17 protein-coding genes are annotated in these 19,000 nt (G+C 45.1%); 13 read left to right on the top strand and 4 right to left on the bottom strand.

The features are described 5' to 3' along the window. Nucleotides 1–231 precede the first annotated feature (231 nt). Nucleotides 232–1,101, bottom strand: a complete 870-nt coding sequence (locus tag U0033_RS24325; RefSeq protein WP_072365353.1) for a sigma-70 family RNA polymerase sigma factor — start codon at nt 1,099–1,101, stop codon at nt 232–234. Nucleotides 1,102–1,470: 369 nt separating this feature from the next. On the opposite strand from U0033_RS24325, the gene U0033_RS24320 reads away from it, so the two are divergent. Next, nucleotides 1,471–1,851, top strand: coding sequence for an START-like domain-containing protein (locus U0033_RS24320; protein WP_072365351.1), 381 nt, complete (start codon nt 1,471–1,473; stop codon nt 1,849–1,851). Between the two features lie 14 nt (nt 1,852–1,865). On the opposite strand, the gene U0033_RS24315 is transcribed toward U0033_RS24320, so the two are convergent. After that, nucleotides 1,866–2,468, bottom strand: a complete 603-nt coding sequence (locus U0033_RS24315) for a hypothetical protein (protein WP_072365349.1) — start codon at nt 2,466–2,468, stop codon at nt 1,866–1,868. Nucleotides 2,469–2,670: 202 nt separating this feature from the next. Between U0033_RS24315 and U0033_RS24310 the strand changes: the two genes are divergently transcribed. The 3 genes from U0033_RS24310 (at nt 2,671) to U0033_RS24300 (ending at nt 6,758) form a co-directional block, all read left to right on the top strand. Continuing rightward, nucleotides 2,671–4,107, top strand: a complete 1,437-nt coding sequence (locus U0033_RS24310) for an LptF/LptG family permease (protein ID WP_072365347.1) — start codon at nt 2,671–2,673, stop codon at nt 4,105–4,107. 168 nt (nt 4,108–4,275) lie between these two features. Continuing rightward, the gene (locus U0033_RS24305; protein WP_072365345.1) at nt 4,276–4,935 is read left to right on the top strand and encodes a phosphatase PAP2 family protein; all 660 of its coding nucleotides are present in this window, start codon (nt 4,276–4,278) and stop codon (nt 4,933–4,935) included. Nucleotides 4,936–5,132: 197 nt separating this feature from the next. After that, nucleotides 5,133–6,758, top strand: coding sequence for an ArnT family glycosyltransferase (locus U0033_RS24300; RefSeq protein WP_072365343.1), 1,626 nt, complete (start codon nt 5,133–5,135; stop codon nt 6,756–6,758). Between the two features lie 104 nt (nt 6,759–6,862). On the opposite strand, the gene U0033_RS24295 is transcribed toward U0033_RS24300, so the two are convergent. After that, complete coding sequence (locus U0033_RS24295; RefSeq protein WP_072365341.1) at nt 6,863–7,603, bottom strand: superoxide dismutase; 741 nt, start codon at nt 7,601–7,603, stop codon at nt 6,863–6,865. A gap of 440 nt (nt 7,604–8,043) precedes the next feature. On the opposite strand from U0033_RS24295, the gene U0033_RS24290 reads away from it, so the two are divergent. The 5 genes from U0033_RS24290 (at nt 8,044) to U0033_RS24270 (ending at nt 13,705) form a co-directional block, all read left to right on the top strand. Further along, the gene (locus U0033_RS24290) at nt 8,044–9,150 is read left to right on the top strand and encodes an Rv1355c family protein (RefSeq protein ID WP_245801865.1); all 1,107 of its coding nucleotides are present in this window, start codon (nt 8,044–8,046) and stop codon (nt 9,148–9,150) included. Nucleotides 9,151–9,268: 118 nt separating this feature from the next. Beyond that, nucleotides 9,269–9,979 (top strand): hypothetical protein, encoded by a 711-nt coding sequence (locus tag U0033_RS24285; protein ID WP_072365337.1) that lies wholly within the window; start codon nt 9,269–9,271, stop codon nt 9,977–9,979. A gap of 20 nt (nt 9,980–9,999) precedes the next feature. After that, on the top strand, nt 10,000–12,123 hold the full coding sequence (locus U0033_RS24280) for a sensor histidine kinase (RefSeq protein WP_072365335.1): 2,124 nt from the start codon (nt 10,000–10,002) through the stop codon (nt 12,121–12,123). A gap of 81 nt (nt 12,124–12,204) precedes the next feature. After that, entirely contained in the window at nt 12,205–13,302 is a 1,098-nt protein-coding gene (locus U0033_RS24275; protein ID WP_072365333.1) for a sensor histidine kinase, read from the top strand. Further along, nucleotides 13,286–13,705 carry a response regulator gene (locus U0033_RS24270; protein WP_072365331.1) on the top strand — a complete coding sequence of 140 codons (420 nt, stop codon included), beginning with the start codon at nt 13,286–13,288 and terminating at the stop codon, nt 13,703–13,705. Before U0033_RS24275 ends, U0033_RS24270 begins: the two co-directional genes overlap by 17 nt. Before the next feature lie 2 nt (nt 13,706–13,707). Here the strand turns inward: U0033_RS24270 and U0033_RS24265 are convergent, their stop codons facing one another. Further along, nucleotides 13,708–14,052 (bottom strand): winged helix-turn-helix transcriptional regulator, encoded by a 345-nt coding sequence (locus U0033_RS24265; RefSeq protein ID WP_072365329.1) that lies wholly within the window; start codon nt 14,050–14,052, stop codon nt 13,708–13,710. A 113-nt stretch (nt 14,053–14,165) separates the two neighbouring features. On the opposite strand from U0033_RS24265, the gene U0033_RS24260 reads away from it, so the two are divergent. From U0033_RS24260 to U0033_RS24245, 4 genes are all read left to right on the top strand, one after another. Further along, the gene (locus U0033_RS24260; RefSeq protein ID WP_072365327.1) at nt 14,166–14,762 is read left to right on the top strand and encodes an FMN-dependent NADH-azoreductase; all 597 of its coding nucleotides are present in this window, start codon (nt 14,166–14,168) and stop codon (nt 14,760–14,762) included. Between the two features lie 188 nt (nt 14,763–14,950). After that, nucleotides 14,951–17,146, top strand: a complete 2,196-nt coding sequence (locus U0033_RS24255; protein ID WP_083571866.1) for a tetratricopeptide repeat-containing sensor histidine kinase — start codon at nt 14,951–14,953, stop codon at nt 17,144–17,146. Next, nucleotides 17,143–18,468, top strand: a complete 1,326-nt coding sequence (locus tag U0033_RS24250; RefSeq protein ID WP_072365323.1) for a sigma-54-dependent transcriptional regulator — start codon at nt 17,143–17,145, stop codon at nt 18,466–18,468. The genes U0033_RS24255 and U0033_RS24250 overlap by 4 nt, the downstream gene beginning before the upstream one ends. 130 nt (nt 18,469–18,598) lie before the next feature. Then, nucleotides 18,599–19,000 carry a c-type cytochrome gene (locus tag U0033_RS24245; RefSeq protein ID WP_072365442.1) on the top strand — a complete coding sequence of 134 codons (402 nt, stop codon included), beginning with the start codon at nt 18,599–18,601 and terminating at the stop codon, nt 18,998–19,000.

The raw sequence follows: 19,000 nt of genomic DNA, 5'->3' as shown, positions 1-19,000 counted from the left end.
ATCCCGGGGATAAGCCATCCATATTCAGTACATAAGCCGCCTATATCCCGCCTCTTTAAAGAGGCGGGATATAGGCGGCTTATAGGCGGGTTATTGGCGGGTTATCTGCGGGATATCTCCCTTTTTAACCAGTTACTCCCGGGGCCTGGTTGGTAAACCGACCCAAAAAGGCATAAAAAAAAGGATAATACCGTGTGGTATTATCCTTTAATATGTTTCAGGAAACGAATCTTAGTTACCCAGATAGTTCCTCAATAATTTGCTACGGCTGGTTGTTCTTAACTTAGTGATCGCCTTATCTTTGATCTGGCGAACCCTTTCGCGGGTCAGACCGAACTTCTCCCCTATATCTTCCAGTGACATCGGATGTTCTACTGCAATACCGAAATACAGCATGATCACATCTTTCTGACGATCTGTGAGGGTAGATAAAGAACGTTCTATTTCGCGACGCAGTGAATCATGGTGATCCAGTTCCTCATCTGCACTGCTTGCATTTGGATTAGCCAGTACATCCAGGAGAGAGTTATCTTCTCCGTCGATAAAAGGCGCATCCATAGATACGTGACGTGCGGCAACACCTAAAGTGGCTTCTACTTCTTCTGTATTGATTTCGAGAATAGTAGCCAGTTCGTCTGGCGATGGTTCTCTTTCAAATTCCTGTTCGAGTTGGGAGTATGCTTTGCTGATCTTATTGCTCAGGCCTACCTTGTTCAGCGGCAGACGAACGATGCGGCTTTGTTCTGCCAATGCCTGCAGAATAGATTGGCGAATCCACCATACGGCATAAGAGATAAATTTAAAACCACGTGTTTCATCAAAACGCTGTGCTGCCTTGATAAGACCGAGGTTGCCCTCATTAATCAGATCACTAAGGGATAAACCCTGGTTCTGATATTGCTTCGCAACAGATACCACGAAGCGCAGGTTGGCTTTTGTAAGCTTTTCCAGTGCTCTCTGATCTCCTTGCTTAATGCGGATAGCCAGGTTCACTTCTTCCTCCGGCGTGATTAAGTCTACTTTCCCAATTTCCTGCAAATATTTTTCCAGTGATTGGGACTCACGGTTAGTGATCGACTTAGTGATTTTGAGTTGGCGCATTGACATAAAGACTCGGAACAGTTACAGGTGAATAAAACGTTACCTTTTTGATGAATGCCAGACAAAAATAAGTTTTTTTAGACAGTAGCCAAAATAAATTGTTACTTATTGAATCATTTTTAAGCAAAAACGTTTCACCATTCACAACGTACATATCAAAGGGCTGAAATGCTCATCTGACAGTAAATTGCTGTGAAAGAAGTGCTGCGAAACGCTAATGTATTGTTAATTTCCATAATAGAATTGTTATTTATAAAGTGTGAAAAGATTTGGGCAATTATTAAAAAAAAACGCAAAATAATTTTGACAGAATAAATATTTTTCTATAATTGCAGCCAGATGATATTGATTTACTAATTACTTTGAGCGATGTCTAAGAAAGTGCAATATGAGTTGGAATACCCCGTACGGTGCTCACCCAGTATCTTATTTGAATTCCTTTCGACACCTGCAGGATTGCAGGAGTGGTTTGCGGATAAAGTAGATTACAGGGACAACGTATTTTCCTTCTCCTGGAATGGATCTGTTGAAGAAGCAGAAGTGCTGGAACAGGAAGAAGATGAATTTATCCGTTTACATTGGAAACATGCGCCCAAAGAAGAATTCTTTGAATTTCGCATTACCATTTCCGAAGTAACAAACGAAACAATCCTGGTTGTAAGGGATTTTGCAGAGAAAAAAGAAATAGCTGATCAGAGCCAACTCTGGGATTACCAGGTAAAAGACCTGTTTCACCGTATTGGCAATTAACACACCAACCGTTTTCAAAAGCCGCACAATAACTGTAGTAGTAATGTGTAATCTTCCACTACGCCAGGTATTAGCCCTTCCCAGTTCTCCAATGGCCAGGGCTTAGCGATCTTAATAAATGGAAGCCGGTGTATAAGCATTTCAAATTCCGATGCCGGCAAAGCTGATATTAATCTGAAATTTCCGTTTTCAAAGTCGTGATGCCAGGGATCGTCCGCTCGTACATAGATCTGAAACTGTGCGGCAGCTAATGCCTCCCAGCCAGCAATGATTGTCTGTGAATACCGCTGTTTCAATTCTCCCCCGAGATGCAGCGTGGAGATAAAATAATGCCCCCACCAGAACATGGTACGGAATGCAAAAATGTCCTCACGGTTGAAGTAACGTGGATAATCCAGCATGAGATAAGGCAAGTCTTTGTAACGTTCTCCTTTGCTAAGTTTAGCTGATCCGTCTCCAGGGAATGACATTCCCTGAAGGGGAAGTGTTGCCTTAAGAGCCATATGCAGGTCGCCCAGCAGGTTCATCACTTTCTGTAAAATGTTGTTTTTAAGATAAATCCAGTCAGGATTTGTTACAAGTGCCTGTTCCTCAACAGTCAGGATTGTTTTGTTCATAAGCACAAAGATAAATTTAACCTTATTTTAAATGCCGATATTCGGCACTATCATAAATCATGTTAAATTTGCCAATTCTAAAGGCCCTGCCTCTCATAAAGAAAGGCCTTTAGCGCAGTAAAAAAGGAATCCCCTTTCCGCTGCACTGATTTAGAATCCAAAGAACAGTACTAATAAACAGCACCTTAACGTTAGAGCAGGAGTGAAAAAACTGGATAAGCTAATTATAAAGACCTTTCTGGGCCCCTTCGTGGCTACCTTCTTTGTCACCTTGTTCGTGCTGGTCATGCAATTCCTCTGGAAATACATCGATGACCTGGTGGGCAAGGGACTGGATACACCTGTGATCATCGAACTGATCACTTATACCAGCGCAAACCTGGTATCACTGGCACTCCCCCTGGCAGTACTCCTGTCCTCGATCATGACCTTCGGGAACCTGGGCGAAAGCTTCGAACTCGTGGCCATCAAATCGTCCGGTATCTCCCTCCTCCGCTTTATGCGCCCTGTACTGTACTGCTGTATCACCATCGCTGTACTGGCCTTCCTCTTTAACAACTACGTGATGCCGGTCGCAAACCTGCGCGCCAAATCACTCCTCTACGATATTACGAACTCAAAACCTGCCTTCAACATCAAGGCCGGTGTGTTCTATACAGACATTCCTGACTATACAATTAAAGTAGCCGAAAAGGAAAAGGATAACAAAACCATTCACCAGGTCATGATCGTCGATCATAGCCCGGGCGGTGGCGACAAACTGATCCTTGCCAAAAAAGGCGAAATGATCCTGTCAAACGACAAACGCTTCTTATACTTCATCCTGGAAGACGGCTGGCGCTACGAAGAACGTGGCAACCGCAACTTCAATGAACCAGGAGACCTCATCAGGCTGGGGTTCAACCAGTATAAAAAAGCATTTGACCTGAGCTCTTTTGCCTTCAGCCGGCTGGATATGGGCCTCTTTGCCTCTAACCAGCAAATGCTGAATGTAAGACAACTGGATAAAGCCATCGATTCACTGCGCGACCAGGAGAAACTCTTCACCCGTTCAGTAAATGTATATATCACCAGCCGCTTCCCATTTGCACAATGGAAAGATACCGGCTGGCTGAACACCGCTCCTCCCATAAAACAAGCGAATTTCAAGGAGATGATCCCTGAAAATGCCCGCCGGTTTGTAATAGAGAGAGCTGAACAGAGCATCCGCGATGGACAGAGTAACCTGGAAGGCCCCTCCAAGGAGTTCCAGGATAAACACAATACCCTGATCCTGCACAAGGTAGAATGGCAGCGTAAATTTACACTCGCCTTCTCCTGTATCGTAATGTTCCTGATCGGGGCACCACTGGGTTCCATCATCCGCAAGGGTGGCCTGGGTACCCCGCTCATCTTTGCCGTAGCATTCTTTGTGATCTTCAATATATTCTTTATGACGGGCGAGAAAATGGCCCGTAAGGACGTAATGGCTACCTGGAGTGGTATGTGGCTGTCAAACATTGTATTGATACCTATTGCCGTGTTCCTGATCGTAAAAGCCATGAACGATTCCAACCTGTTCAATAAGGAATTCTATGTGAGGATCTTCAACAGGATAAAAAAGTTCTTTCAGAGATATATATTAAAACCTATAACCTGAGTAGTTACCCGAATTAAGCCTGCGAACTACAGGTATCCAATACCAGCCGACAAGATGAGCATATCACCATATTTATGCCCGCTATTGTCCAGGAGATACTATATTATTGACGCAGGCGATCATTCCTGAACCTACTCAGCATACCTGCAACGGTAAAATTCAAGAAAATTGAAAACGATTGTTACGCTGTTCGGTAAGAACGCATGGTTCTTTGCGCCATTCCTGTTATGGGTTATAACGGGCGCTATCCTTCAGATCTTCTTCTCGCATGAAGAACTATTTTTGGCTATTAACAGCTTTCACGCTCCCTGGGCAGATGTAATCATGTCCGGCCTCACCTACGTTGGTGATGGTATCACCTTTGCCATTATGCTGGTGGTGATCCTGGCGTTGCGCAAGTACCGGATGTTCCTGAATGCAGGATGTATTTTGCTGCTGGTAACGATCCTGGTACAAACCGCCAAACATTATTTCAATGCCCCCAGGCCTATTAAATACTTCGAAGACCCGGCTATCATCCACACTGTAAAATGGGTAACCGTTCACGGGGGATGCAGCTTCCCTTCCGGTCATACTACGACGGCCTTTGCCATGTTCTGTTTCCTGGCCCTGATCACCCGTAATAAGATGATGGGACTGGTATTTATCATGCTGGCATTTGCGGCTGCCTGGTCCAGGATTTACCTGGCACAGCATTTCTTTATTGATGTGTATGTAGGAAGTATTATTGGTACCTGCAGCAGCCTCCTGCTTTACATCGTATTTGATAAAAAAAAGGGGAATACGCCTGCTGAAATTATTCCCGAAACTGCGATGCGTCTTAGTTGATTGCCCGTGTTGTAGCTGAATTTATTTCTCTGATCTAAAAAATAATCCTCAACCAGCGGCACTTCCGCTCAACTCAGCGGCCATATAATTCCAAAATAGCAATCAAACTGGAACACTACCAGTTGATTTAGTTATTTTTATTGATTTGTTAATCAGGAAGAATAAAGGAGTCTTAACAGATCAATCTAAATTAGGGAATGAAATACCTGCTTATCGCCATTGCGGCCGCGACCCTATTCGTGCCTTTTCTGGGGCATGTGCACCTGTTTGACTGGGATGAGATCAACTTTGCGGAAGCAGCAAGGGAGATGCTTGTAACACATAACTATTCACAGGTACAGATCGACTTTGCCCCTTTCTGGGAAAAGCCGCCTTTATTCATATGGATGCAGGCCTTTAGCATGGTCATTTTTGGTGTCAATGAATTTGCTGCACGTTTTCCAAATGCCATCATTGGTATTGCTACCCTTGTTACGCTTTTTAGTATTGGGAAAAAGCTGGCTGATGAAAAGCTGGGCTTATGGTGGGCCCTGGCATATGCCGGTTCCTGGTTACCGCATTTCTATTTTAAGTCAGGGATCATTGATCCTACTTTTAACTACTTTATATTTTTAGCGATCTATTGCGTGTTTCGGGTGCCTTATGCAGCGAAGCCGAACAGGATGGCTATTCTGGGCGGTATCGCCCTGGGATTGGCGGTGCTGACCAAAGGACCGGTAGCAATATTGGTGAGTTTGCTCAGCTTTGTTGTATACTGGGTAGTAAAGAAGGGAAAGACGGGAATCAGGCTGCCACAGCTGGGGTTGATCACCTTGCTCGCCTTTATTACGGCCGCGCTGTGGTTTGGGTATCAAATACTCACCCGGGGCTGGTGGTTTGTGAATGAGTTTGTGACCTACCAGGTCCGTTTGCTCACTACACCGGATGCAGGGCATGGGGGTAATTTCTTTTATCACTGGATTGTGTTGCTGATAGGTTGTTTCCCGGCGAGCATTTTCCTGTTTTCGTATTTCAGGAGCCGGAAAGAAAGGTCTATTTATAGTGGCGCACAGGGTGCGGAGATCCGCGACTTCAGGATTTGGATGTGGGTGTTGTTTTGGGTGGCATTGATCATGTTCTCTATTGTAGAGACGAAGATTGTGCATTATTCATCATTGTGTTATTTCCCGCTGAGCTTTTTGGCAGCATGGCAGATATATAGAGTGGCGGAAGGTAAAGTGGTGCTGCGGGCATGGAATATTGTGCTGATGCTGTTGGTAGGAATGCTGATTGCAACGGCCATTACATTGCTGCCGGTAGTGGGAGTGTACAAAGCGCAGTTGATCGCAGCGATCGGGGATAGATTTGCAAAGGCAAATTTGCAGGCAGATGTACCGTTTTCATTGTGGGAGAGCGCGTATGGAGCAGTGTATTTGCTGTTGGTGATCGTGAGTGCGGTGTTGTTGTTCAATAAGAAAGTGAAGGTGGGAATGGTGACGTTATTTGTGAGTACGATCTGTGCGATACAGATTACGGTGGTGCATTTTACACCAAAGATTGAAGGGTTTTCACAGCGGGCGGCGATAGAATTTTTCGAGTCGTTCCAGGGAAAGGATGACTATGTGCAGGTGTTGAGTTATCATAGTTATGCACATTTGTTTTATACGAAGAAGATGCCGGCGGCTAATAAGAATTATTATAATCAGGAATGGTTGTTGAATGGCCCGGTGGATAAGCCTACGTATTTTATTTGCAGGGTGACGGACAGTGGGCCCTGGAGGGCGAATCCCAACCTGGAAGTGATAGGCGAAAAAAATGGGTTTGTATTCTTTAAGCGAAAATAAATAAGCAAACAAAAACGCTCTTGCCTGAGGCAAGAGCGTTTTTGTTTGAGGGCGGTTCTATACCGCGGGTAGATGCCAGCGGGATAGAACCAGGATTTTATTAATTACCTGATTGCAGCGGCATACAGTTTATCCACTTCATTCCAGTTAATCACATTCCAGAAAGCAGTGATGTAATCAGGACGCACGTTATGATACTTCAGATAATACGCATGCTCCCAAACATCCAATGCCAGGATTGGCGTACCGGTATCCTTTACGATCCCTTTCATTAAGGGGTTATCCTGATTCGGTGTCGATATCACCTGCAGCTTCTTACCGGGTGTAACAATGAGCCATGCCCATCCTGAACCGAATACTGTCTTTGCAGCAGTATTAAACGCATCCTGGAATTTCTCCCATGACCCGAAAGATTCTGTCACAGCAGCTTTCAGTTTCTCAGAAGGGGTAGTTTTAGCAGGTGACAACAATGTCCAGAACAGGGAGTGGTTATAGTGTCCGCCACCATTGTTACGGATCGCTTTATCATCTGCTTTTACTGAGGCCAGGATCTCATCCAGGGTGAGGCTTTCGTACTTCGTACCTTTTACAGCATCGTTCAGATTTTTTACATAGGCACCATGGTGTTTGTCATGGTGTATTTCCATTGTTGTCTTGTCAATGTGTGGTTCAAGCGCATCAAAAGCATAAGGCAACGCAGGCACAGTAAAAGGAGCTTTTGGACTATTTCCGTTCTTGTCGTTTTTCCCTTTCAATGAAGCAGCACTCACCATACCGGCAGGATTACCCACGGCGGCAGCTACGCTGGCCAGACCGGCTAACTTAATAAATTCTCTTTTATTCATATACCAGGTATTAAAGTTATAATGAAGAATGAATTCAATTTACGACGACATTGCTGAATGCCACAAATACTACACCAATTATTAAAATTTTTTAATTATTGACTGCGTACTGGCAACTACGTATTTCACGGTTTATTCCTAAAATAACGTGTATAAATCACAATCTTTTGAAATTAATTGTTATTTTACCATAGCTTTCATGTGAACTTTATACAAATTTTTTTATTTGAATATAAAAACTATTTGTCCCGAAACTACATGATGATGAACTAATATATGTAGTACGCTAATTAACTAGGCCTTCAATGGGGCTTCAACCTTATGCCGATACATATCTCTACACAAAGGGGCGGGTGCTGATACAGTATTATATTTTTTAATTATACAATTTATATTCCAATTTACCATTCATTGTCCATACTTTTTTTATGCCAGGTAAAATGAGAGAATTAGAAGAACATATAAAACAACAACAACCAGAAACAGACAATTATACACCAGTCTTTTATAGGTTGGGAAAAGCCGAAGAATATACAGCCCTTACCAGCTTATTGAGCAGTAACCCCCATATCCGCGTTCATGATCACATCGTATCCCAGTTAAAAGAACTCATTAAGATCAGTAACCCAACGAAGCGTTTGACCCCTGAAGAATATGAGCAGCATTTAGCCGCTTACGTTGGAGAGCAAACACTGGCAGAAATTGGCGTATGGGTATATTATCCCTGGGCTGACAGGGTTGTTCACATTGTAGACGAGGAAGATTTTATTGCATTGCGCACCAGCCGCAACCAGCATAAGATCATGAAGGAAGAAATTGAAAGACTGCGTACAAAGAAGATCGGTGTTATTGGGCTCTCAGTAGGTGGCAGCATTGCGCTGACCATTGCGATGGAACGGGTATGTGGAGAACTGAGACTGGCGGACTTTGACAAAATTGAACTAACCAATATGAACCGTATTCGTACGGGGATACATAATATACAGGTATCCAAGGCTGTGGTAGCAGCCAGGGAGATAGCGGAACTGGATCCTTTCATCAAAGTAAGATGTTTCCTGGACGGTGCCACAGCGCAAAACCTGGACGAATTCTTTACCGGTGGCGGGAACCTTGATGTGCTGGTAGAAGAATGTGATGGCATAGATATTAAAATACTGAGCCGGATAAAGGCAAAAGCCTTGCAAATACCGGTAGTAATGGACACCAATGACAGAGGGATGGTGGATGTAGAGCGTTTTGACCTTGAGCCAGACAGACCTCTGCTGCATGGATTTATCCCTGCCGATCTGGACATGGAAAGGTTAAAAGGACTGAGTGACGCAGAGAAATTACCCATCTTCCGTCCAATGGTTGCCCTGGATGATATGTCTGCCAGGATGAAATACTCCCTGAGCGAAATTGGTAAAACCATTACCACCTGGCCCCAGCTTGCCTCTTCTGTCGTATTAGGAGGTGCTGCTGTCACTGACACCTGCAGGCGTATATTGCTGGATCAATACAAGAACTCCGGCAGGTATTATGTAGACTTCGAGCAGATATTTGTTTAAACCAGGCTGGTTAGAACAGGCTTGAAAACACATTCTTTGCAACCGAATGCGATACCGGTCTGTTCACACCACTCCCCCGTACCAATGCTATTATTAAAGAGTACCCACATGCAAAATCATGATTACAGTAAGGGCATTTAGAGCACCAGATGATCCTGAAGCCTGCCTGAGGTTCTACAACGGCCACCTCCGGTTGTTGGAGATCTATTTTGGGATTGCTAAGATCACGTCCGGCAATGCGGACTGGATGCAACATGAAAATAGTATTGTAATTATTGTAGAAGATGAATCACGCACCAAGACTTATGGTGGAGCCAGAGTACAGCTGGCTGACGGGGTCATACCCCTGCCTATTGAAACGGCGATCGGAAAGTACGACAGCAAAATCTACGACATGGTCAGACCCGGCAGTGCTGAGATTTGCGCCATGTGGAACTCCAAAGAAGTAGCCGGTATGGGTATCGGTAGCCAGGTACTGGCCAGGGCAGGTGTAGTACTTGCCGCACAACTGCCGATTGACAATTTCCACGTATTATGCGCCCCAATCACTACCCGTATCGGAAAGAGAGTAGGATTCATGATCGACGAATCCCTCGGCGATAAAGGCACTTTTTTCTATCCCAAAGACGACTTCGTTGCCACTGCCATGGTGATCAACGACGTCAATTCCCTGGAACATGCAGAGCCCAAAGAACGGGAACTCATCTATGATCTGCGGGAAACACTTATCCAAACCAAAACAGAAGTTGGACCCAAAGGCTCTTACGAAGTGAGCTATCATCTGGAAATACCCGATTATCAATATACCAAAGTGAAGAGTGAAAGGTGAATTTTCTCTAAATTTATCGCATGTTCCGGATCATTACCTTATGGTTACTTGCCCTATTATGCTATGAGCATACACAGGCAGCTGCTCCCTTTGTATACGAGGAGGGCATGCCCATCACCCGCATTGGCAAGTACCTTGAATTATTTACAGACAAGACCAACAAACTTGGTATAGGAGAAGTACAAAAAGTCACTTTTGCCTCACCGGGAGAAAATGTTCCCAATCTCCAGATTACGCCCTATACGCACTGGGCGCGATTTAGCATTGACAATCCCGGCGCCGCCCGCAAACTGCTGCTGGAAGTAGAATACCCCACCATCGACGATATTACCCTCTTTGAGTTAATGCCTGACGGCAGTTTCAAAGAAACCAGGCTGGGGGAATTCACCCAGTTTCACAACAGGATTTACGATCATCAGAACTATATATTCCCGCTCATATTCCAGGCTCACAGTACCCATTTGTACTACCTGCGCATCAAGGCGGGCGAGCAGTTGCAACTGCCTATTTACGTAGGTACCAAAGACCAGGTAAGCACCAAGAACAGCTCCAGGGGCCTCATTTTCGGCTTGTATGTCGGGGTCATCCTCGCGATGTCGTTCTATAACCTCTTTATCTTCCTTTCCACCAAGGATAACAGTTACCTGACCTATGTTGCCTACAACATTTTTGTAGGCCTTACACAGGCAACGCTGCAGGGCTTTGCCTTCCGCTTCCTCTGGCCTTCGTGGCCCTGGCTGGCCATGCATGCCTCTGTACTGGTACCGATCTTCAATGGATTAACCGCTTTGATGTTCGTTCAGCAATTCCTGCAAACGAAACAACATTACAGCCGTGGACACCGCCTCATCAACTACCTCATTTATGCGTACCTGCTATGCTTTATTCCGGCGTTGCTGAACTGGTATACCATTGCACAGATATGGGTACAGCTGGTGGTATTTGCAGCCGCCATCATCGTATTTATCGTGCCGCTCAAAATGAGCCGGATGGGCTATAGTTCCGCCCGTTTCTTCCTGCTGGCATGGTCAGTATTCCTGGTGAGTGTTATTATTTTCGTGTTGCGCAATATGAATGTGCTGCCATACAATGACTTTACCTATTATGCCCTGCAGATAGGCTCAGGTATGGAAGCCCTGCTCCTCTCCTTCGCACTGGCACATAAGATCAATGTATTCAGAGCCGAAGCCCTGCAGGCCTCCCAGGAGAATGAGCGCCTGGTAAGGGAGCAGAATATCATACTGGAAGACAAGGTGCATAAACGTACAGAAGAGTTGCAAACCACCAACGACGAACTGAGTGTAGCCATGAAGAACCTGAAAGATGCACAGACACAACTGGTGGAAAGAGAAAAAATGGCTTCCCTGGGTCAGCTCACGGCAGGTATTGCACATGAGATCAACAACCCGATTAACTTCGTTACGTCTAATATCAAACCGCTTAAACTGGATATTGCAGATATCAGAACACTGCTCGACAAGTATGACGGACTGGCCACGGCTAGTGATGTGAAGTCAGAACTGCAGGACATTGCCGCTTACAAACAGGAGATAGACATCGACTATATACACGAAGAAATTGCCTCCCTGATCAAAGGTATTGAAGATGGAGCCACCCGCACAGCTGAGATTGTAAAAGGATTGCGTACCTTCAGCCGGCTGGATGAAAGTGATGTGAAGTCAGTTGACCTGCACGAAGGGCTGGACAGCACGCTGGTACTCCTTAAGAACAACATTCCACCGAATGTAAAGGTGATAAAGCACTATGGTACCCTGCCCAAAATAGAATGCTATGCCGGCAAAATGAACCAGGTGTTCATGAACATTCTGACCAATGCCTTCAATGCAATTAAAACCCATTCCGATGGCAGGGAAGAAAGTGTAACTATCACTACCCGGCAGGAAAATGAGATGGCTGTAATCAGTATTAAAGATACCGGCCCGGGGATGACTGAAAAGGTTAAGGAAAAGATCTTTGATCCTTTCTTTACCACCAAGGACGTAGGAGAAGGTACAGGGCTGGGCCTTTCCATTGTATTTAGTATCATAGAAAAACATCAGGGACGCATATTGGTAAATACTGCCCCCGGGGAAGGTGCAGAATTTATTATATATTTACCGCTGAAGATAGCCGTTATGGCCTAGCGCCATACTTCAATGGTGCCCCGAGACAGGAATGAGCCCTACAATTGAAACATTATCGTTTTTTGTATAAAACATTAGTGGATGAAAGAAAACCGTATCAGGATTCTCTACATTGACGACGAAGTACACAACCTAAATGCTTTTAAAGCCAGCTTCCGCCGCAGTTATGAAATATATACAGCTAACTCCGCCCAGGAAGGCAAGCAGTTACTAAAGAGCATCGATGTACATATCATTATCGCTGACCAAAAGATGCCAGTATCTACAGGTGTTGAATTCTTTAATGAGATTAAAGATACACTGCCTGACCCTATGCGTATCCTGCTCACGGGCTATACTGATGTAGAAGACATTATCGACGCTATCAACAAGGGGCATATTTTCTCCTATATCAAGAAGCCATGGGATGAACATGAACTGCACAGAACCATCCAGAATGCTTTCGAAATATATACTACCCGCAAACAGCTGAAGGAAAAGATCGTAGAACTGGAAAAGATAAATGATGAACTGAATCGCTTTATCTATTCCACTTCCCATGACCTTCGCTCCCCGCTCATGTCTGTACTGGGGATCATCAACCTGAGCAGGCTTGATAACTCTGTGACTGACCCCAATGGTTATCTGAATATGATCGAAGTATGTATTCAGAAACTGGATGGATTTATCCAGAAGATCATTGAATACTATCGTAATTCAAGACTGGATGTGGAGTATGAGAAGATCAATTTTGACCATTTGCTGAATGAATGCATCTCGCAATTCAAGCATCAGAACACAGCCATTGAGTTCCAGGTAACGGTAGATCAGCCGGTGGATTTCAAAGGCGATACATTCCGTATCAGTGTAATTCTGAACAACCTGATATCGAACGCTGTTAAATATCAGAAGCCGGACGAGGTGCATCCTAAAGTGAACCTGGCAGTGAAAGTAGAGCCACATAAGGCAACACTGTTGATATCGGACAATGGTATCGGGATATTAAGTGAACACCTGAACAACATCTTTAAGATGTTCTTCAGATCTAAAAATAACAACAAGCCGGGTAGCGGCATTGGCCTTTATATAGTGAAAGAAGCGCTGAATAAGATAGGCGGCACAATCAATGTAGAATCCAAGTATGGAGAAGGTACACAATTTGAAATAAGCATTCCGAACAGAAATGATTTCGATTCCTGATTTACGTGTGATTTTGATAGATGACAATGAAGTGGACCTTCTATTGCACGAAAAGCTGATTGCTATACAGCAGATCAGCCGGACAGTGCTTGCTTTTAATAATGCCAATAAAGCGCTTGAGTTTCTATCGTCTAATATAACTTTACCTCGTATACCTCCCACCGTTATCCTGCTGGATATACAGATGCCGGAGATGGATGGATTTGATTTCCTGGAGGCTTTTGATAGCTATCCCACCAAGATCAAATCGCAGTGCCATGTAATTATGGTATCCTCCTCGCTGGATTATAGTGATATCAGCCGCACGTATGCAAACCCGATGGTTGTAAAACTGCTAAAGAAGCCGCTGCTGGCAAAGGAACTGACGGCAGCAGTGACTGATATTTTCAGGGATTTTTCCTGATCTTACTTATCCATAATCATCTTTCTATGGGCACGGCCCCAGTTGCCGAGTTCTGAAATCACGGCAAATAATGACTCTCCATGGGGAGTGATCCTGTATTCTACTACGGGAGGAAAGGCATCGTATTCGGTACGGGAAATTATCTTATTGGTTTCCAGACTTTTAAGTTCTTTCGAAAGCGTTCTGTCTGTAATCGGGGCCAGCTCCTTCGCAAGCTGGTTAAAACGGCGCGGACCAAAGGAAAGATGGATCAGTAACTGGAGTTTCCACCTGCCACCAAGCACGTCAAGGGCATCTTTGACAGGGATGATGTGTTTACTGCATGTTTCTTTGGTTCTTACGCTCATGGTACAAAAATACGACATATTACTATCCTGAAGGATAGTGCTATCCGGGAATATAGTATCGCCAGCCGCGTAACTATTCGGGATAATTTTGGCTTAAAATTAAAATAAGCACCATGAGAATATTGCACGTAATCACCAGCCCGAGAAGATCCCAGTCGTATAGCGTACAATTAGGAAATGCCATTGTAGATAAACTGGTTGCAGCTCACCCCGGTAGCACCGTAGTAGTACGTGACCTGGCAGCAGCACCGTTCCCACACCTGGAAGAAGCACATATCCAGTCTTTCTTTACCCCGGAAGAAAACAGATCCGCAGCGCAAATCAGTGCAATTGCCAATTCTGATGAAGCGATTGCTGAACTGCAGGCAGCAGATGTGGTTGTGATTGGCGCGCCAATGTATAACTTCAGTATCACTTCTAACCTGAAATCATGGTTGGATCATATTGCCAGAAGAGGAAAGACTTTCAATTATGGCGCAAATGGTCCTGAAGGACTGGTAAAAGGAAAGCAGGTATACCTGGCTATTTCTACAGGTGGTGTATACTCCGAAGGAGTAATGAAGATATATGATTATACAGAGAATTACCTGAGAGCCGTATTAGGTTTCATGGGCATGACAGCTGTAAAGGTAGTTAGAGCAGAAGGCTTGTCTGTACCCGGGGTACAGGATACTGCGATGGAAAAAGCCTATGAAGCGATTACCGTATAAATCATTTTTTATTAAATATCTGAAGGGGCTAACCTGAAACATCGGGGCAGCCCCTTTTTTATTCGGTTCCTGATGGAGAGAAAATTATTTTAAGCGATTCTCTGCTGCCACCATGTTCCAGCCAGTGATGAGTTTCCTTTATGCTATATTTGTGAGGGAAGCCCCGCCACGCCAACCGCTGGTATAATATGATGCATCATTTTACAATAAAGGGAGCGGCTACTTTGGTGGCCCTCCTGTTCTTTATAACTTCATTTGGACAGGACACCGCGAAAGTAGGCCGCCTGTACCGCGAAGGACAACGCCTGATCCTGAAGACGGGTGTTGAAAAAGAGGATATGGATTCTGCATGGGTCATTGCCAGGCAGATAGATTCCTTTAGCCGCCATACGCATTATATGGGCGGCATTGGCATTGGCAAACTCCTTACGGCCAAGATCCTCAATGAATCGCACAGAAATGACGGCCGCCGTGAAGCCAGCCTCGAAGCACTCTCTTTATTAAATCAATATGGCAGCCCCACCCTGCAGGCCGAAGCCCTCATCGAGGTGGGCGGTACTTACCAGAATAAAGCAGCAGATCTCCCCAAGAAAATATTTTATTACAAAGCCGGTGCACAACGTTACCTCGATATAAAAGATTACCTGCATGCCGGCAATATGCTGGAATATACAGGCGAGTTGTACAACATTGCCAGCGAATACAGGCAGGCATTAAAGACCCTTGATTCTGCACTGATCCTTTATAAGCTGAGTGGCTTTCCCCGTTTACATGGACTATACAGCCTGATGGGATCAACGTATATGTTTATGAGTGATTTTTCCAATGCCCTCCGCTATAATATTATGGCGATAGAAACGGGTGAGAAATTACATGAGACAGGGATCATCATGAGCCCCATCTACAACAGGCTGGGGATGATTTATTTCTCCATTGAAGACTATCCACCTGCGATTGAATACTTTAACCGTGGGCTCAGGATCGCTTATCTCAATCATGATACGATGAGCATCCAGACCATACAGATGAATATTGCCTACATCTACCGGAAGACAGGACGCTTTGAACTGGCATTAGATTCCATCCGTGCAGCGGAAAAGCTATCGCTGCATGCAGATGACGATGATTCTGCAGAAGTAGCTTCCAGGTACCTGTATATATACCTGGAGAAAAAAGACTATGCCAAAGCAGCGCTATACTATAAAAGACTGGCAGACATTTACAACCGTCATCCTAACTCACCTTCGGCCGGACAGTTTACACGACTGGCGCTCGCATCATACCTGCAGCGCACAGGACACCTGAAGGAAAGCATGCCTTATTTAATCACAGCGGAACAGGAAGCAAAGAACCGCGAGGAACCCATTTCCAGAATGGTACAGCTGTACCAGTTATTTTATCGTGCGGATTCTGCAATGGGCAATATCCAGGCAGAGCTGGGGCATTTTAAACAATATAAGATCCTGGGCGATTCATTTACAAATATCCAGAAATCCAGGCAGCTGGCCAGTTTGCAACTGCAATTCGAAACTTCGAAAAAGGACCAGGATATCCAGTTGCTCACGCAAAAAAGTGCTTTGCAGGAAGCATCCCTGCAAAAGGAGAAAATCTTCAGAAACGTGATCTTTGGAGGCGTGTGTACCTTGTTGATGATCCTGGTGCTGACCTATAACCGTAGTCGCCTGAAACAACGCAGTAACCTGCAATTGCAACAAAAGCAGGAGGAGATCAATGATCAGAATGAACTGCTGCGTAAACTACTGGTAGAAAAAGAATGGCTGCTGAAAGAGATCCATCACCGGGTGAAAAATAACTTACAGATCGTCATCAGCCTGCTGAATTCACAATCTATTTATCTTGACAACCAGGATGCGATCGATGCCATACGTGACAGTCAGCATCGCATGCATGCCATGTCGCTTATTCACCAGAAGCTATATCAGACGGATAACCTGGCAACGATTGACATGAGCTGGTATATCAAAGAACTGGTGGCATATATGCGGGAGAGTTTCCCCACGGAGACCACCATCACTTTTCAGCTGCAAATAGCGCCATTAGAGCTCGATGTTGCCCAGGCGGTACCATTGGGCCTCATACTGAACGAAGCGGTCAACAATGCCATTAAATACGCGTTTAAAGGCAGGCAACAGGGGATCATTAGTATTAGCCTGATCACACTGGACGATACACACCGGGAACTGTGTATTTTTGATAATGGAAACGGGTTACCCCAGCAACTGAATATGGAGGAAACCACCACACTGGGTATGAGCCTGATGCGGGGATTGAGTGAACAACTGGATGGAACTTTTGAAGTAAAGAGCCGGCAGGGAACGATCATCACAATCGTATTTCCCATTGCGCAAAAAGAAATGATATGAAGATCCTGATTGTAGAAGATGAGTTTATAGTGGCCAATGACCTGCGGCTGATGCTGCAGAAGGCAGGTTACACGGTGGTAGGCATCGCCTCCGGCGTAGTACAGGCACGCAAACTGATTGAGAGCAAACAACCTGACTGGATACTGATAGATATAATTCTCAAAGGCGATCTGACAGGCATTGACCTGGCAAGAGAGCTGATGACACAGCATATTCCTTTCCTGTTTATTTCTGCCAATACCAACCAGGAGATCCTGGAAGCAGCCAAGACCACCAATCCCTATGGTTTCCTGGTAAAGCCTTTCAGGGAAAAGGATCTGCTGGTGATGCTGGACATTGCTTTTTTCAGGCATGAGATGGAGGCTAAGCAGCAACAGCCGGCTACCTTACCTGATACAGGCATGGTGGGCCGGAGTGCAGCTTTTGTCAATGTACTGGATCATATCAGCAAGGTGGCACAGAGCAATACTTCTGTACTCATCACCGGCGAAAGCGGTACTGGCAAGGAAAGAGTGGCGGCAGCTATTCACCGGGCCTCCGCCAGAAGTCAGCAGCCTATGGTGACGGTAAACTGTGCAGCACTGCCTCTATCGCTGGTAGAATCAGAATTGTTCGGGTATGAGAGAGGTGCTTTTACCGGTGCGAACCAGCAAAGGATCGGGAAGTTTGAACAGGCGAACGGCGGCACAGTATTCCTGGATGAGATAGGAGAACTGCCCCTGGAGGCACAGGTGAAACTGCTGCGGGTATTGCAGCAGCGGGAAGTAGAACGCCTGGGAGGGCAGGCAATTATTCCGATAGATGTACGCATTATTACCGCCACTAACAGGCCCCTGGAGAAAGAGGTAGCAGAGGGGCGGTTCAGGTTAGACCTGTATTACAGGCTGAATGTATTTCCGATAGAGGTACCGCCATTGCGGGAAAGGAAAGATGATATAGCACCATTGGCTTACTACTTCCTGGAGAAATTCGGAAAGACGGTGAATAAGATCAGCCCTGCTGTAATGCGGCAGATGAAAGAATATTCCTGGCCCGGGAATATCAGGGAACTGGAGCACCTGATAGAAAGACAGGTATTGCTGGCAGAGGGACCGGAGATTAATTCCATTGATCTGCGGGCACAGCCCAATATTACGCCGGTGGCTTCCTCAGAGGTGATCAAGACGATGGAAGAGATGGAGAAGGAGCATATTATCAGGGCACTGAAGGCCAGCCAGGGAAAGGTAAGCGGAGCAGGAGGGGCAGCGGCAGCCCTTGGAATAGCTGCGCAGACCCTGTTTGCCAGGATGAAGAAGTTTGGTATTAAGCAAACGTATCAATGATCCTCTCTCGATTTCGGGGATGAATTCTTTGCGGCTGCGGGGGATTTTTTTATACAACTCTTTTTTTGTGCCTGATCCAGATCATTATTGGAGCAAAAGGCTTGGTGTATTTTTGGCGAAATCCCTGTTAATGAAGTTTAAGCTTTGGGTTACACTAACAATCTTATTTTTTATTTATTCGTTTTACGTTTACATCTACAGTAGTTCCGAAAACCCACCAGCTCAGCCTACTGCCAGTGTTCTCTCCGGATGGAAGGTATGGCAGAACAAAAATTGTCACACCTGCCACCAGTTATATGGTCTTGGCGGATACATGGGCCCAGACCTCACAAATATCGCTTCTGATCCCACCAAGGGAAGCGATGCTTACATGAAAGCATTTATGATGAATGGCACCGGCAAAATGCCTAATCTACACTTAACTGAGGAAGAAATGACCAGTTTAGTATCGTTTCTGCGATGGGTAGATAAAAGTGGCAAAAGCCGGGTAGCAAAGGAATCTGTACACTGGACAGGAACTTATATTTTTTAA

This window comes from Chitinophaga sancti (genome assembly GCF_034424315.1).
GTDB classification, from domain to species: domain Bacteria; phylum Bacteroidota; class Bacteroidia; order Chitinophagales; family Chitinophagaceae; genus Chitinophaga; species Chitinophaga sancti.
Note: the sequence above shows the minus strand (reverse complement) of the source record. Positions and strands in the feature narration are given on the sequence as shown.